Origin of the sequence: Pseudomonas sp. KCJK9016, from assembly GCF_046231795.1 — a bacterium.
GTDB lineage: Bacteria > Pseudomonadota > Gammaproteobacteria > Pseudomonadales > Pseudomonadaceae > Aquipseudomonas > Aquipseudomonas bananamidigenes.
Genome location: NZ_JBJJMM010000004.1, coordinates 171,297 through 186,488, shown reverse-complemented (window position 1 = coordinate 186,488; position 15,192 = coordinate 171,297). Strand labels below are relative to the sequence as shown.

Annotated in this window: 14 protein-coding genes; 4 read left to right on the top strand and 10 right to left on the bottom strand. The window is 61.8% G+C overall.

From position 1 onward, the window contains the following. The first annotated feature begins 24 nt into the window (after positions 1-24). Together lipA and ACK6BI_RS05410 are read left to right on the top strand one after the other, a co-directional pair. On the top strand, positions 25-1,023 hold the full coding sequence (lipA, locus tag ACK6BI_RS05415) for a lipoyl synthase (RefSeq protein ID WP_162803535.1): 999 nt from the start codon (positions 25-27) through the stop codon (positions 1,021-1,023). A 173-nt stretch (positions 1,024-1,196) separates the two neighbouring features. Beyond that, positions 1,197-2,147 carry an LD-carboxypeptidase gene (locus ACK6BI_RS05410; RefSeq protein WP_409316273.1) on the top strand — a complete coding sequence of 317 codons (951 nt, stop codon included), beginning with the start codon at positions 1,197-1,199 and terminating at the stop codon, positions 2,145-2,147. A gap of 116 nt (positions 2,148-2,263) precedes the next feature. Here the strand turns inward: ACK6BI_RS05410 and ACK6BI_RS05405 are convergent, their stop codons facing one another. The 5 genes from ACK6BI_RS05405 to leuS all read right to left on the bottom strand — a co-directional run bounded on the left by ACK6BI_RS05405 (position 2,264) and on the right by leuS (position 8,315). Then, the gene (locus ACK6BI_RS05405) at positions 2,264-3,586 is read right to left on the bottom strand and encodes a lytic murein transglycosylase (protein WP_409316272.1); all 1,323 of its coding nucleotides are present in this window, start codon (positions 3,584-3,586) and stop codon (positions 2,264-2,266) included. 61 nt (positions 3,587-3,647) lie between these two features. Continuing rightward, on the bottom strand, positions 3,648-3,812 hold the full coding sequence (gene arfA, locus ACK6BI_RS05400) for an alternative ribosome rescue factor ArfA (protein WP_409316271.1): 165 nt from the start codon (positions 3,810-3,812) through the stop codon (positions 3,648-3,650). 126 nt (positions 3,813-3,938) lie between these two features. Next, positions 3,939-4,976: a DNA polymerase III subunit delta gene (holA, locus tag ACK6BI_RS05395; protein WP_409316270.1), complete on the bottom strand. Its 1,038-nt coding sequence runs from the start codon at positions 4,974-4,976 to the stop codon at positions 3,939-3,941. A 39-nt stretch (positions 4,977-5,015) separates the two neighbouring features. Beyond that, positions 5,016-5,621, bottom strand: coding sequence for an LPS assembly lipoprotein LptE (lptE, locus tag ACK6BI_RS05390; protein WP_409316269.1), 606 nt, complete (start codon positions 5,619-5,621; stop codon positions 5,016-5,018). A gap of 87 nt (positions 5,622-5,708) precedes the next feature. After that, positions 5,709-8,315: a leucine--tRNA ligase gene (gene leuS, locus ACK6BI_RS05385; protein WP_409316268.1), complete on the bottom strand. Its 2,607-nt coding sequence runs from the start codon at positions 8,313-8,315 to the stop codon at positions 5,709-5,711. Positions 8,316-8,569: 254 nt separating this feature from the next. On the opposite strand from leuS, the gene ACK6BI_RS05380 reads away from it, so the two are divergent. After that, positions 8,570-8,893 (top strand): hypothetical protein, encoded by a 324-nt coding sequence (locus ACK6BI_RS05380; protein WP_260521130.1) that lies wholly within the window; start codon positions 8,570-8,572, stop codon positions 8,891-8,893. Positions 8,894-8,998: 105 nt separating this feature from the next. Beyond that, entirely contained in the window at positions 8,999-9,760 is a 762-nt protein-coding gene (locus ACK6BI_RS05375; protein WP_409316267.1) for a YdcF family protein, read from the top strand. A 96-nt stretch (positions 9,761-9,856) separates the two neighbouring features. Here the strand turns inward: ACK6BI_RS05375 and lnt are convergent, their stop codons facing one another. The 5 genes from lnt to miaB all read right to left on the bottom strand — a co-directional run bounded on the left by lnt (position 9,857) and on the right by miaB (position 15,186). Next, on the bottom strand, positions 9,857-11,380 hold the full coding sequence (gene lnt / locus ACK6BI_RS05370; RefSeq protein ID WP_409316266.1) for an apolipoprotein N-acyltransferase: 1,524 nt from the start codon (positions 11,378-11,380) through the stop codon (positions 9,857-9,859). 17 nt (positions 11,381-11,397) lie between these two features. After that, positions 11,398-12,237, bottom strand: a complete 840-nt coding sequence (locus tag ACK6BI_RS05365) for an HlyC/CorC family transporter (protein WP_007909641.1) — start codon at positions 12,235-12,237, stop codon at positions 11,398-11,400. A 5-nt stretch (positions 12,238-12,242) separates the two neighbouring features. After that, positions 12,243-12,737 (bottom strand): rRNA maturation RNase YbeY, encoded by a 495-nt coding sequence (gene ybeY, locus ACK6BI_RS05360; RefSeq protein ID WP_409316265.1) that lies wholly within the window; start codon positions 12,735-12,737, stop codon positions 12,243-12,245. Next, complete coding sequence (locus tag ACK6BI_RS05355; RefSeq protein WP_409316264.1) at positions 12,730-13,734, bottom strand: PhoH family protein; 1,005 nt, start codon at positions 13,732-13,734, stop codon at positions 12,730-12,732. Before ACK6BI_RS05355 ends, ybeY begins: the two co-directional genes overlap by 8 nt. Positions 13,735-13,857: 123 nt before the next feature. Then, positions 13,858-15,186 (bottom strand): tRNA (N6-isopentenyl adenosine(37)-C2)-methylthiotransferase MiaB, encoded by a 1,329-nt coding sequence (miaB, locus tag ACK6BI_RS05350; protein WP_065259604.1) that lies wholly within the window; start codon positions 15,184-15,186, stop codon positions 13,858-13,860. Positions 15,187-15,192 lie beyond the last annotated feature (6 nt).

Genomic DNA, 15,192 nt, shown 5'->3' with positions numbered 1-15,192 from the left:
ATGACTACTGATGCAGTGCAAACCATGATCCCGACGCTCGACGTGACCGAGCGCCCGGCCCCGCGTCCCAAGGTTGAAGCCGGCGTCAAGCTGCGCGGCGCCGAAAAGGTTGCACGCATCCCGGTAAAGATCATTCCGACCACCGAACTGCCGAAGAAACCCGACTGGATCCGCGTGCGCATCCCGGTTTCGCCGGAAGTCGAGCGCATCAAGAGCCTGCTGCGCAAGCACAAGCTGCACAGCGTCTGCGAAGAAGCATCCTGCCCGAACCTGGGCGAGTGTTTCTCCGGTGGCACCGCGACCTTCATGATCATGGGCGACATCTGCACCCGTCGCTGCCCGTTCTGCGACGTCGGCCATGGTCGTCCGAAGCCGCTGGACGTCAACGAGCCGGAAAGCCTGGCCATCGCCATCGCCGACCTGAAACTCAAGTACGTGGTGATCACCTCGGTGGACCGCGACGACCTGCGTGACGGCGGTGCCCAGCACTTTGCCGACTGTATCCGTGAAATCCGCAAATTGTCGCCGAACGTACAGCTCGAGACTCTGGTTCCGGACTACCGTGGCCGCATGGACATCGCCCTGGAAATCACCGCGGCCGAGCCGCCGGATGTGTTCAACCACAACCTGGAAACCGTGCCGCGCCTGTACAAGGCTGCGCGTCCGGGTTCGGACTACCAGTGGTCGCTGACCCTGCTGCAGCGCTTCAAGCAGATGATGCCGCACATTCCGACCAAGTCCGGCCTGATGCTGGGGCTGGGCGAAACCGATGACGAAGTCATCGAAGTGATGAAGCGCATGCGCGAGCACGACATCGACATGCTGACCCTGGGCCAGTACCTGCAACCGTCCCGCAGCCACTTGCCGGTGCAGCGTTTCGTGCATCCGGACACCTTCGCCTGGTTCGCCGAGGAAGGTTACAAGATGGGCTTCAAGAACGTCGCGTCCGGCCCGTTGGTGCGTTCTTCGTACCACGCCGACGAACAGGCGAAACTGGTCAAGGCCGAGCTGCTCGGTTCCTGATTCGGCGCCGAATACGAAAATGCCCGCCGGGTTGAACACCCGGCGGGCATTTTTTTGCCCGGCCTACACTCGTCAGTGACTTTTCCCGCAATCTGCGGCGCAACTGAGCCCCTTCAGTTTGTTGCCGTTCCTGACTACTGTGTGTGCATGACCGCACACAGGGAGATCCATGGATGACCGTTCGACCCAACCACACCCTTTTTCCGCACAAGCCTGTGCCGGCGCTGCCGTCGGAAGGGCTGATAGGCGTCATTGCGCCAGCCGGCCCCGGTGCGCTGGATACCGACAAGGCCATCCAGTGGATGCGCGCCCGGGGTTACGGATTGCGGGTGTTCCCTGGCGTCTACGAGAAGGATGGCTATCTGGCCGGCAGCGATGAGGTGCGTCTGAATGATCTGCATGCCGCGTTCGCTGACGAAGAGGTCGATGCCATCATTTGTCTGCGGGGTGGTTACGGCACGCCAAGGTTGCTGGACCGGATCGACTACGATCTGCTGGCGCGCCATGCCAAGCCCTTCGTCGGCTACAGCGACATTACCGCACTGCATCTGGCCATCAGTCGCTACGCCGGGTTCGTGACCTTTCACGGGCCGCTGTTGAACGCCGACCTGTTGGGGGACAAGGAGCCGCCGACGGTGACGTCGTTCTTTGCCATGCTGCGCGGTCAATTGAGGGCTGGCAGCGTACTGAGTCATCCGGTGGCGTATCCGCTGACCACGGTCGAGCCCGGCGTCGCTCACGGGCGTCTGCTGGGTGGCAACCTGGCGATGATCGCATCGACCTTGGGCACGCCATACGAAATCGATGTCGAGGGTGTGATTCTGCTCATCGAGGATGTCAACGAGCCGCTGTATCGCATCGACCGCTTGCTGACCCAGATGCGTCTGGCCGGCAAGCTGGCCCGATTGCGCGGCGTGTTGGTAGGGGATATTGCGGGAGTGGATGTCAATGCGCTGAATCGCCTGCTCAAGCAGACCTTCGAGCCGCTGCGGATTCCGGTGTTGTCTGGCTGGCGCAGCGGGCACTGTGATCCGAACCTGACGCTGCCGTTGGGCACGCTGGTTCGACTGGATTCGGGGAAGAAGGAATTGATACTGGAGCAGGATGTGGTGATCAAGGCATAGAAACTGATCGCCTGATAGTCAGTCATCGCGGGCAAGCCCGCTCCTACAGTTTTCAGGGTGTACGCAGAACTGCGATCACCTCTAAACCTGTGGGAGCGGGCTTGCCCGCGAAGCTTTTACCGGTTACGCAAGCTTTCCAGCAGCTTGTGCGTCGGATAACCATCCGCCGGCCAGCCAAATGATTGCTGCGCACTGCGGATCGCCTTGCGCGTATTCGCGCCGATGATGCCGTCGGCGGTGCCCGCGTCGTAGTTGCGCGCGGTCAGCAGGTTCTGCAGCTCGATGCGCTCGGTACGACTCAGCGGCAGATCATCCTTCGGCCAGCTGCCGTTGATCAGGCCTGCACCGTTGAAGCGCTCGGACAACAGGCTGACGGCCAGGGCATAGGACGACGAGTTGTTGTACTTGAGGATCGCGCGGAAGTTGTCGAGGATCAGGAACGCCGGGCCACGATAGCCGGCCGGCAGCAGCAGGGCAGCCGACAATTGCTCGGAGCCGGCGGGTGCCTGGCCACCGTTGGGCAGGATCACACCCAGCTGTCGCCATTCGGCAACGCTCTTGCGAATCGCGCCATCCGCCAGGGTGTAATTGAAACCGCTCGGCAGCTGCACTTCGAAGCCCCATGGCTGGCCACGCTGCCAGCCGGAACTTTGCAGGTAGTGCGCGGTGGAGGCCAGTGCGTCAGCCGGGCTGCCCCAGATATCGCGGCGCCCGTCACCGTCGAAATCCACCGCGTGGGTATTGTAGGTGGTCGGGATGAACTGGGTCTGGCCCATGGCGCCGGCCCAGGAGCCGAGCATTTTTTCCGGTGTGATATCGCCCTGTTGCAGGATCTGCAGGGCCGCGATCAGTTGCGCATGGGCAAAGGCCGGACGGCGACCTTCATAGGCCAGGGTTGCCAGGGAATTGATCACCGACTTGGTGCCCTGGAACTGGCCGAAATTGCTTTCCATGCCCCATACCGATACCAGTGCCTGACGATCGACACCATAGCGTTGCTCGATGCGTTGCAGGATATCGGCGTACTGGTTGATCAGCGCCTGACCTTTGCGTACTCGCAGTGGCGACAGGGCGCCATCGAGGTATTCCCATACCGGCCGGGCGAATTCCGGCTGGCTGCGATCGGCGCGAATCACACTCGCGTCAAAGCTGACATTGGCAAAGGCCCGATCGAACACGTCAGGGCGGATACCGGCGGCCAGGGCGTCCTTGCGGAAACCCGCCTGCCACTCGGCGAACGTCTGGGTCGGTTGCAGGTCGAGGTCGTCTCCGGATGGCACTACCGGCGGGACGATGGCGGGGGCCGTGGCAGCGGGAGCGGCCTGAAGCGGTTGCGCGTCGGCGGCGGTGGGTTTTTCCGCGCAGGCGACAAGCAGAATGAAACTTGTGGCAGCGATCAGCTGGCGAACGGGCCAGCGACGGGAAAGACTGAGGGGCATGCACAGGTCCAGGGGATACGAATCAGGTGCAGACCTTAACATGAGGAGGGGGTGCTGCGCTTCAAGCGGCCAGAAAACAAGAAGCCTCCCAGCTGTCAGACTGGAAGGCTTCGCGGCGGTAGCTGCCCTTGCCCTTGGCGGGGCGTTCCTGGCGGCTGCGGAACAGGGGTTGGGCGATGATGGACTTGGCCTTGTTGTGGCCATGTTTCGATGGCTTCTTGCTCATGAGGTTCTCGCGAGTGAGTGGGTTTTGCGCGGCAAATGATCTGCCGATGTGGGGCATCTGTCTATAGGACCGAAGACGGCGGGTTCTGTAGGAAAAGCGGGATCGCACGCAGGGCGATCCCGAATTTCATTCGGCGGGTAATGTCAGGCGTTGACCTGCCATCAACAATGCAAGTCGACTCAGGCTCATCCACGGCGAACCGGCCGCCTGCCCCTTGATCTGGGCATCGATGCGCTGGGCTTCGAGCAACAACTGCGCCCAGCGTGGCGCCGAGTAGCGTTGCAGAGCCTTGCTCATCAGCGGTTTGCGCTTGTCCCAGACCGGTGGTTTTGCCTGGCTGAAGCACTTGTCCAGCGGCGTGCCCTGGCTGTATTGCAGGGAAATGTTGGCCAGCAGGCGCAGCTCCCGCGCCAGGGCCCAGAGAATCACTGGCGGTTCGACCCCTTCACCGCGCAGCCCTTCGAGCATGCGCAGTGCGTGAGCCGGTTCACCGTTAAGGACTGCATCGGTCAGGCCGAACACGTCAAAACGCGCACTGTCGGCCACGGCCGCCTGTACGGTTTCGAGGGTGATCTGCCCGTCCTCGGCCATCAGCTTGAGCTTTTCGATTTCCTGCGCGGCAGCCAGCAGGTTGCCTTCGACCCGTGCAGCGATCAGTTCCACGGCATCCTGAGTGGCCGACAGTCCGGCCTGGGAAAGGCGCTGGCGAATCCAGCTCGGCAGCTGATTGGCGTCCACCGGCCAGATCTGCACAAACTGAGTTTGCGATCCTTCGACCAGCGCTTTGCCCCACTTGGTTTTTTGCGCACTGCCATCCAGCTTGGGCAGGCTGATCAGCAGTACGGTGTCTTCGGCAGGACGCGAGCAGTATTCGATCAATGCGGCGGCGCCCTTGTCACCGGGCTTGCCCGAGGGCAGGCGCAGTTCCAGCAGGCGCTTTTCGGCGAACAGCGACATGCTGGCGCCGGCCAGCAGCAAGGTTCCCCAATCGAAATTGGCATCGGCGGCGAAGACCTGACGTTCATCGAAACCTTGTTGACGGGCAGCGGACCGAATGGCGTCGGCCGCTTCCTGGCACAGCAGCGGGTCATCGCCGCTGATGATGTAGACCGGCGCGAGAACACCTTGCAGGTGTTTGCCGAGTTGGGCGGGAGCGAGCTTCATAAGAAAGGGCGAAAGGGGCGCCTGAGCGCCCCGAACGTCTTATTGCTGCGGCAGTTCGAGCGGCGACTGCTGCGGCGTTTCCGCTTCAGCCTTTTGCGCCGCTTCCAGGGCGTCGGCTTCTGCCTTGGCCCGTGCATTGGCGGTCTGCTGCAGGGCGTCCAGCTGGGCCGGCGTCAGTTGCTGCAGACGCAGCATCATGCGCTGTACCAGTTCGCGGCGGGTTTCACGGCGAGCATCGTTGGCTTCCTGATCGGAGCCCACCAGGTTGTTGCCGTCATGGATGAACACTTTTTGCACTTCAAGCTTGTCGCTTTTGAGCAGCAGGTTGTTTTCGCCACGGATGTCGTAATTGAGCACGGTGCTCACCTGATATTCGCCCGTACGGCCGGCACCCGCGTAGCTGAGGATGCGTTGGGATTCCTGCTCATCGGCCAGATACAGTTTGTACGGCGCACCGGAGACGACCCTGACGCCGCTGGCCGTCAGTACTTGACGCAGCTGCGTCACGGTTTCGCCGTAGGCGTTGCGGGCGCTCAGATCGAGCTCCTTGATCGTCAGTTCGGTGGTGCCGGTGCCGCGCAGTTGGAAACCGCAGGCGCTCAACAGGACCGCGAGGCCCATCACCAGCAGATTGCGTTTGATCATTGTGTTGCTCCCCTTGAAACCACATGGGCCGGCTCTGCGACCCGAAAGGTTTTACAGGGCGCCAGGCAAGCCCGGCGCCCGATCCAATTAGCTGGCGACGATATTGACCAGTTTCCCGGGCACTACGATCACTTTGCGGATAGTCAGGCCATCGACGAAGCGCAGCACGTTTTCGTTGGCACGGGCGGCGGCTTCGATTTCTTCACGGGTGGCGGCGGCCGGCATTTCGATCTGGCCGCGCAGTTTGCCGTTGACCTGGATGACCAGGGTCAGGCTGTCCTGCACCAGTGCACTTTCATCGACCACAGGCCAGCCGGCATCGATCACCGGGTCAGCGTGGCCCAAGCGGTTCCACAGCTCATGGCTGATGTGCGGTGTGATCGGAGCCAGCAGCAGGGTCACGGCTTCCAGGCCCTCGTGGATCAGTGCGCGATCCTGCTCGGTGGCCTGGGCGGCTTTTTCCAGCACGTTCATCAGCGTCATCACCTGGGCGATGGCGGTATTGAATTTGTGGTTCTGGCCGACGTCATGGCTGGCCTGCTTGATCGCTTGGTGGATGGCACGACGAATGACTTTCTGCTCGTCGTTCAGGCCGGCGATGTCCAGTTTGCCCGGCAGGCCCTGGGTAACGTGTGCCTGAGCCAGACGCCAGACGCGCTTGAGGAAGCGGTGCGCACCTTCGACGCCGGAGTCGGACCACGCCGCGCTCATGTCAGGTGGCGAGGCGAACATCATGAACAGACGGCAGGTGTCCGCGCCGAACTGGTCGATCATCGATTGCGGGTCGACGCCGTTGTTCTTCGATTTGGCCATCTTCTCGGTGCCGCCGATTTCCACTGGCAGGCCGTCGGTTTTCAGTCTGGCACTGGTCACGTTGCCTTTGCCGTCGCGTTCCAGATCCACGTCCGCCGGGTTGAACCAGGTATAGGCGCCATTGGCTTCGCGACGATAATAGGTCTCGGCGATCACCATGCCCTGGGTCAGCAGGTTCTTGAACGGCTCGTTGGAGCTCACCAGGCCTTCATCGCGCATCAGCTTGTGGAAGAAGCGCGCATAAAGCAGGTGGAGAATGGCGTGTTCGATACCGCCGATGTACTGATCCACCGGCAACCAGTGGTCGGCCGCGGATTTTTCCACCAGGCCGCCTTCGAAGTGCGGAGAGGCGTAACGGGCGTAGTACCAGGACGACTCGACGAAGGTGTCCATGGTGTCGGTTTCACGCTTGGCAGGCTGGCCGCATTTCGGGCAGTCGCACTCGTAGAACTCGGGCATGCGCGCCAGCGGCGAACCGGCGCCGTCCGGCACCACGTCTTCCGGCAGTACCACCGGCAACTGGTCTTCCGGCACGGGCACGTCACCGCAGGCATCGCAGTGGATGATCGGGATCGGGCAACCCCAATAGCGCTGACGGCTGATGCCCCAGTCGCGCAGGCGGAACTGGGTGCGCGAGGCGCCGAGGTTCTTCTTGATCAGGGCGACTTCCATGGCGTCGAACGCGCCGGCGAAGTCCAGGCCGTCGAACTCGCCGGAGTTGATCAGCGTGCCATGCTCGCCATAGGCGTCCTGCCATGGAGCAGGGTTGGTGTCACCGGAACTGGTGCGCACCACGGATTTGACCGGCAGGTTGTATTTGTGGGCGAACTCGAAATCGCGCTCGTCGTGTGCCGGCACAGCCATCACCGCGCCATCGCCGTAGTGCATCAGCACGTAGTTGGCGACCCACACCGGCAGTTTTTCACCGGTCAGCGGGTGCTCGACGAACAGGCCGGTCGGCAGGCCTTTTTTCTCTTGAGTGGCGACGTCGGCTTCGGCGACGCTGCCGCCCTTGCATTCGGCGATGAACGCTTGCAGCTCGGGATTGTTTTTCGCAGCGAGGGCCGCCAGGTGGTGTTCGGCAGCCACGGCAACATAAGTTGCGCCCATCAGGGTGTCCGGACGGGTGGTGAAGACTTTCAGGGTGCCGCTTTCGCCGATCGAGTCGACGTTGTACGGGAACTGCACTTCCATCCCGCGGGATTTGCCGATCCAGTTGCGCTGCATGGTCTTGACCTGTTCCGGCCAGCCATCCAGTTCATCGAGACTCTCCAGCAGCTCATCCGCGTACGCGGTGATCTTGAAGTAGTACATCGGGATTTCGCGCTTTTCGATCAGCGCGCCGGAGCGCCAGCCGCGACCGTCGATCACCTGCTCGTTGGCCAGAACGGTCTGGTCGATCGGGTCCCAGTTCACGGTCCCGTTCTTGCGGTAGATCACGCCTTTTTCGAACAAGCGGGTGAACAGCCACTGTTCCCAGCGGTAGTAATCAGGCTTGCAGGTGGTGACTTCGCGGGACCAGTCCACCGCGAGGCCCAGGCTGCGCAGCTGGGATTTCATGTAAGCGATGTTTTCGTAGGTCCACTTGGCCGGGGCTACGTTGTTCTTCATCGCGGCGTTTTCCGCCGGCATGCCGAAAGCGTCCCAACCCATCGGTTGCAGGACGTTCTTGCCGAGCATGCGCTGGTAGCGGGAGATCACGTCGCCGATGGTGTAGTTGCGCACGTGCCCCATGTGTAGCTTGCCGCTGGGGTAAGGGAACATCGACAGGCAGTAGTAAGTCTCCTTGCCTGGCTGTTCACTGACTTCAAAGGACTTTTGCTCGTCCCAGAAAGACTGGGCGGCGGCTTCGATTTCACGGGGCTGATATTGTTCGTGCATGGCTACTTTTGTACTGGATAGGGGTGGCCTAATCCTCTTCAATGCGACATCCGGAGCGGGCCGGACGGGCTGGAAGTGGAGTTACAGGAAGCGCCGTAGCATACATGACCGCGCTTGGCCTAGGGAAACCCTGATTGCAGCCGTTTGACCCGCTGAAATCACGGCGGGGGCCGTTGGTCGCGGCGCGCAGCCGGTTTGTGCAGCGAAGCTAAGCTCTAACTGGGGAGTGAGTCTTATCTTCAATGAGGTGAGGGATGGTGGAGTCACGGCAAAGAAACATAACCAAACCCGAGTTGTACGAGCGGTTGATCGATCGTCTGGGTATGGCCCTGGACGCTGCGAAGACCGCTGGACGGCTGCGCGACGAGCGTCCTCTGGAGCTGGAATTGCGTGGCTTGAGCCCCGCCGAGTTCAATCTGGTCAAGGCCTATCTGGATCGCAGTGAGCGTGAATCCCACGGATACCTGTCACAGGCAGTGAAGCAACTCGATGCAGTCCACTCGGCCAAGGTCATCTGGCTCAAGGACAAGGCGCCCGGCAAAGATCCCGTCAAGGTCCGCACCCTGCAGGCCAAGTAAACCCGTGGCAGGTCAGAAAACGGATCTTTTTCAACGGGATCCGCACCTGCCGGTTGTCGCGCTGTATCAACCCACTTAGGCTTCGGGCATCTCTGGAGATGCCCGATGCCTTTTCGCTATTTCATTAAACAACTGTTGTTGCCGCCTGGCCTTCTCTTGCTGCTGTTGCTCGTCGCCTGGTGGTTGCGGCGTTCGCGGCCGCGACTGGCTGGATTGTGTTTTGTCCTGGGTTTTGGCGGATTCTGGCTGATGAGCCTGCCGGTGGTCGTGCAATGGGGCGCCAAGGCTCTGGAGCGTGAGCCGCCACTGGCCCGGGAAGCGTGGGCAAGCCTGGCGCAACGTGCCGATGCGATTGTGGTGCTGGGCTCCGGGCGTGAGCGCGGTGATCTGGCCTGGGGTGAGGATCAGCCGACCGGCGTCGGGCTCGAACGGCAGCGTTATGCGGCGCGCCTGGCCAAGGCGTCAGGGCTGCCGGTGCTGACCAGCGGTGGCCTGCATTACGGAACGCCGCCGACCGAGGCGAAACTGATGGCCGATTCGTTGCGTGATGATTTCGGCGTGACGGTGAAATGGCAGGAGGGTGAGAGCCGCACCACGTGGGAGAACGCCGAGTTCAGCGCCAGGGTGCTTTTGCCGGAAGGGGTCAAACGTATCGTGCTGGTGACCCAGGCCTGGCACATGCCGCGTGCCGTGTGGAGTTATCAACAGGCCGGATTCGAAGTGGTGCCGGCGCCGGTCGGCTTCCTCGGTACGGACAATGCCAGGCCGTTCGGCGGCTGGCTGCCTGAATTCAAGTCGATCTGGCAGAGTGGGCAGTTGCTGAACGAGGCGGTGGGGCAGATCGGTTATTCGTTGTTCTACCGCTGAAAAGATTTGTGGCGAGGGAGCTTGCTCCCGCTGCTCTGACGACTGCTGCGCAGCCGAGCGGGAGCAAGCTCCCTCGCCACAGCGACCGGTGTTGCTTCAGAGGGTCTTGGACATCCGGTTGGTCATCAGTGCCCAGCCAAACAGCACCATGCACAGAATGCTCAACGGCCACGAGCGCCATTGCAGGTACGGCGTCAGGTCATGCATCGGCACCACTTCGCCGTACAGCACACCTTGCTCGAACTGCGGAATGCGTTCGGTGATCTGGCCGAACGGGTTGATCAGACCGGTCACGCCGTTGTTGGTGGCGCGAATCATCCAGCGCCCGGCTTCAAGCGCACGCATCTGCGCCATTTGCAGGTGTTGCAGCGGGCCGATGGAGGTGCCGAACCAGGTGTCGTTGCTGATGGTCAGCAGCAGATCGCTGTGTGCGGCCAGGCCCGCTGCGAACTCCGGATACACCACTTCATAGCAGATGAACGGCGCAATCTGATAACCCTTGGCCTGCAAGAGCGGCTGTTCGGCCGGTCCGCGGGCGAAATCGGACATCGGCAGATCGAAGAACGCGATCAGCCCGCGCAACAGATCCTGCAGCGGTACGTATTCGCCGAACGGCACCAGTTTCTGTTTCAGATAGGTGCCATCACCTTCGCCGACCACGGTGATGCCGTTGAAGAAGCGCTTTTCGTGGCGAACGGTCTGGCGAATCGGCACGCCGGTAATCAGTGCCGACTTACGCTCGGCGGCAAAGGTGCCCATCATGTTCAGGTAGCCCTCGGCGGACTCCTTGAGTACCGGGACGGCGGTTTCCGGCCAGATCAGCAGGTCCACCGGTTTCGAACGGAAACTCAGGTCACGGTACAGCGCCAGTTGCGCGTTGAGCTGCGCCGGATCCCATTTCATGCTTTGCTCGACGTTGCCCTGAATCGCGGCAACGGTCAACGGTGCGCCGGAAGGGCTGGTCCAGGCATGGCCCTTCAAGGCGATGCCCACCGCCCATGGGCCGACCAGCAACAGCGCTCCGGCGGCGATAAAACCTTTGCGTCCGGTCTGCAGCAGACGTGGTGCGTTGTAGATCAGCGCAGCGGTCAGTGCCAGCACGAACGACACCAGCCACATCCCGCCCACCGGCGCGAGTCCGGCCAGCGGGCCGTCGAGCTGGCTGTAACCGGAGTACAGCCACGGGAAACCGGTGAGGAACCAGCCACGAAACGCTTCCTGGCCAACCCACAGCGCCGCGAAGGCCAGGGCGTCGGCCAGCGGCGCCTCGTTGCGACGCAGCCAGCGCGCCCACAGCCACGCGGGCAGAGCGAAGAACCAGGCAATGGCCGCCGTGAAGATCAGCATCAGGAACCCGGCCAGCAGTACCGAAGCGCCGCCGAAGTGGTGGATGCTGTAGTAGATCCAGCTGGTGCCGGCACCGAACAGGCCGAAGCCGAAGCACCAGCCACGACCCAGCGCCTGGCGCGGGCTCAGCTCGCGCAGGCCGGCATAGAACAGGCCGACCGCCAGCAGGGCCAGCGGCCAGAGATCGAACGGCGCCAGCGCGAAGGTGGTGATTGCACCGGCCGCCACGGCCAGCAGGTTACCGGGCCAGCCGGGGCGGGTTGTCCAGCGCATTTCAATCCTTAGATTTTTTACCGGGCGATTGGGGTCAGTCGCAGCAAATGAATCCGACGGCTGTCGGCGTTCAGGATGCGGAAACGATAGGCGCCGATTTCAGTGATTTCGTTGCGTTTTGGCAAGTGCCCGAACGCGCTCATCACCAGCCCGCCGACGGTGTCGAACTCGTCGTCGGAGAATTCGCTGTCGAAGAACTCGTTGAAGTTCTCGATCGGCGTCAGGGCCTTGATCAGGAAATCACCGCTGGGCAGCGGCTTGATGTAGCTGTCTTCTTCGACGTCGTGCTCGTCTTCGATGTCGCCGACGATTTGCTCGAGTACGTCTTCGATGGTCACCAGACCGGCCACGCCGCCGTATTCGTCGATGACGATGGCCATGTGGTTATGGTTGGCGCGGAACTCACGCAGCAACACGTTCAGACGCTTGGACTCCGGTACGAACGTGGCCGGGCGCAGCAAGTCCTTGATGTTGAAGCTGTCGCCGTTCTCCTTGAGGATCAGCGGCAGCAGATCCTTGGCCAGCAGCACGCCCATCACGTCGTCATGGCTTTCGCCGATGACCGGGTAGCGCGAGTGGGCCGAATCGACCACGGCGGGGAGGAATTCGCGAGGTGTCTGGGTCGCCTTGATGCTGATCATCTGCGAGCGCGGCACCATGATGTCGCGCACCTGCAGGTCAGCCACCTGGATGGCGCCTTCGACGATGGCCAGCGCTTCGCTGTCCAGCAATTTGTTCTGATGTGCATCGCGCAGCAGCTCCAGCAGCTCCTGGCGGTTCTTCGGCTCGTGGGCAAAAGCCTGGGTCAGTTTACCCAGCCAGGACTTCTGCCCGTTGCTCGATCGATCTTCGCTCATAGCGATTACTCTGAATCCTTTGTTGTAACGATAGGAGATGTTTCGGTTTCGTCGTCCGCGTACGGATCGGGATAACCCAGTTCGGCTAGCAACTCGCGTTCCAGTGCTTCCATTTCCTCGGCTTCCTCGTCCTCTATATGGTCGTAACCAAGCAGATGCAAGCAGCCGTGAATGACCAGATGTGCCCAATGGGCGTCAAGTTCCTTGCCCTGTTCTGCCGCTTCGCGCTCGACCACGGCCACGCAGATAACCAGATCGCCCAGCAACGGAATGTCGAGCAGCTCGTCGGGTACCTCGGCGGGAAAGGACAGGACGTTGGTCGCGTAATCCTTGTGACGCCAGGTGTGATTGAGTTCCCGACCTTCCTCTTCGTCGACCAGGCGAATGGTCATTTCCGAGTCGGCGGTGCGCTGGCGCAAGGCCAGTTCGCACCATCGGCGAAATTCGGCTTCGGTCGGCGCAGACGCTTCGGTCGCGACTTGCAGGTCAAGCTCAAGCATCGTGGCGAGTGTCCTTTGGCGCTGTATCAGCTGCACGCGTCTCGAAGCGCTCGTAGGCTTCGACGATGCGCTGCACCAATGGATGGCGCACCACGTCCTTGGGCTGGAAGTGGGTGAAGCTGATGCCCGGCACATCCTTCAGGACTTCGATCACATGGTGAAGGCCGGACTTGGTGCCGCGCGGCAAATCGACCTGAGTGATGTCGCCCGTGATCACCGCCGTGGAGCCGAAACCGATCCGGGTCAGGAACATCTTCATCTGCTCAATGGTGGTGTTCTGGCTCTCGTCGAGAATGATGAAGCTGTTGTTCAGTGTACGACCGCGCATGTAGGCCAATGGCGCGACTTCGATCACCTGGCGTTCGATCAGCTTGGCCACGTATTCGAAACCGAGCATCTCGTAGAGCGCGTCGTAGAGCGGGCGCAGGTACGGGTCGATTTTCTGCGACAGGTCGCCGGGCAGGAAGCCGAGTTTCTCACCCGCCTCGACCGCCGGACGCACCAGCAGGATGCGGCGGATCTGCTCGCGCTCCAGGGCGTCCACGGCGCAGGCCACGGCCAGGTAGGTCTTGCCGGTACCGGCCGGGCCGATGCCGAAGTTGATGTCGTTGCCGAGGATCTCCTTCACATAGCGCAGCTGATTCAAGCCGCGGGGGCGAATCATGCCTTTCTTGGTGCGCAGGGCGACGGAGGCTTCGGCGGGAGCATGGTTGTCCAGTTGCTCGACGGCCGACTCCTGGAGGAACAGGTGAACCGTATCCGGCGACAGCTCTGAACCCTTGGTTTCCCGGTACAGGCGGCGAATCAGGTTTTCCGCGGAAGTGGTGTGTTTGGGTTCGCCGATCAGCTCGAACTGATTGCCGCGATTGCGGATCTCGATGGCCAGGCGCTGTTCGATCAGGCGCAGGTGCTCGTCGAACTGTCCGCACAGGTTGGCGAAGCGGCGAGCCTCAAAAGGCTCGAGGATGAAACGATGAGGTTCTATGGGTGCGTTCAAGGTCGTATTTAGCCGCCCTGGGGCAATTGGGATGAAATCAAGGATAACGCCAGTGGCGTGGGTGCGAAAGCTCTTAAAAAGCCTGGCACCGATTCAGCCCTCTGGCGCGCTCTCCTTGCGGTGTCACTGGATCAGCGAGCCGCGCAGCGAGTGCGGTTGTGCCGAATCGATGTGCACGTCGGCGAACTGTCCGATCAGGGTCGGATTGTCGCAGCGGAAGTTGACGATACGATTATTCTCGGTACGCCCTTGCAGCTCGCCGGGGTCTTTCTTCGAATAATCGGTCACCAGAATCCGCTGGATCGAGCCGACCATTTGTCGGCTGATCTCGAAGCCTTGCTGATTCAAACGGTGCTGCAAGGCGTTCAAACGTTCTTTCTTCAGTTCTTCCGGGGTGTCGTCGGCCAGGTCGGCAGCCGGGGTGCCAGGGCGCTGGCTGTAGACAAACGAGTAGGAAAAGTCGAAACCGACGTCAGCAATCAGCTTCATGGTCTGTTCGAAGTCTTTCTCGGTTTCCCCCGGGAAGCCGACAATGAAGTCCGAGCTGATGCAGATGCCCGGTACGGCGGCGCGCAGTTTGCGCAGTTTGGACTTGTACTCCAGTGCCGTGTGGTTGCGTTTCATCGCCGCCAGGATCCGGTCCGAACCGGATTGCACCGGCAAGTGCAGGTGCTTGACCAGCTCCGGCACCTCGGCGTGAGCCTGGATCAGACTGTCGGAGAACTCCAGCGGGTGCGAGGTGGTGTAGCGGATGCGGTCGATGCCGTCGACAGCGGCCACGACGCGGATCAGTTCGGCCAGGTCCGCCAGGCGCCCGTCGTGGGTCAGGCCGCGATAGCCGTTGACGTTCTGCCCCAGCAGGGTCACTTCGCGCACGCCGTTCTCGGCCAGGTGGATGATCTCGGCGATCACATCGTCGAACGGCCGGCTGACTTCTTCGCCGCGGGTGTAAGGCACCACGCAGAACGTGCAGTACTTGCTGCAGCCTTCCATTACCGACACGTAGGCGCTCGGGCCATCGATGCGAGGCTCGGGCAGGTGGTCGAACTTTTCGATTTCCGGGAACGAGACGTCGACTTGCGGCAGCTTGCTGATGCGCGCGGCGTCGATCATTTCCGGCAGACGGTGCAGGGTCTGCGGGCCGAACACCACGTCGACGTACGGGGCGCGATCACGGATCGCCGCGCCTTCCTGGCTGGCCACGCAACCGCCGACGGCGATCACCATTTCCGGGTTGGCCAGTTTCAGTTCGCGCCAGCGGCCAAGCTGGGAATACACCCGGTCCTGGGCGCGCTCGCGGATCGAACAGGTGTTGAGCAGAATCACGTCAGCATCTTCGGCGCGCGCGGTGACTTCCAGGGCCTGGTGTTCGCCCAGCAGATCGACCATGCGCGAGCTGTCGTACTCGTTCATCTGGCAACCGTGGGTTTCGATATAAAGCTTCTTGGCCATGGAATA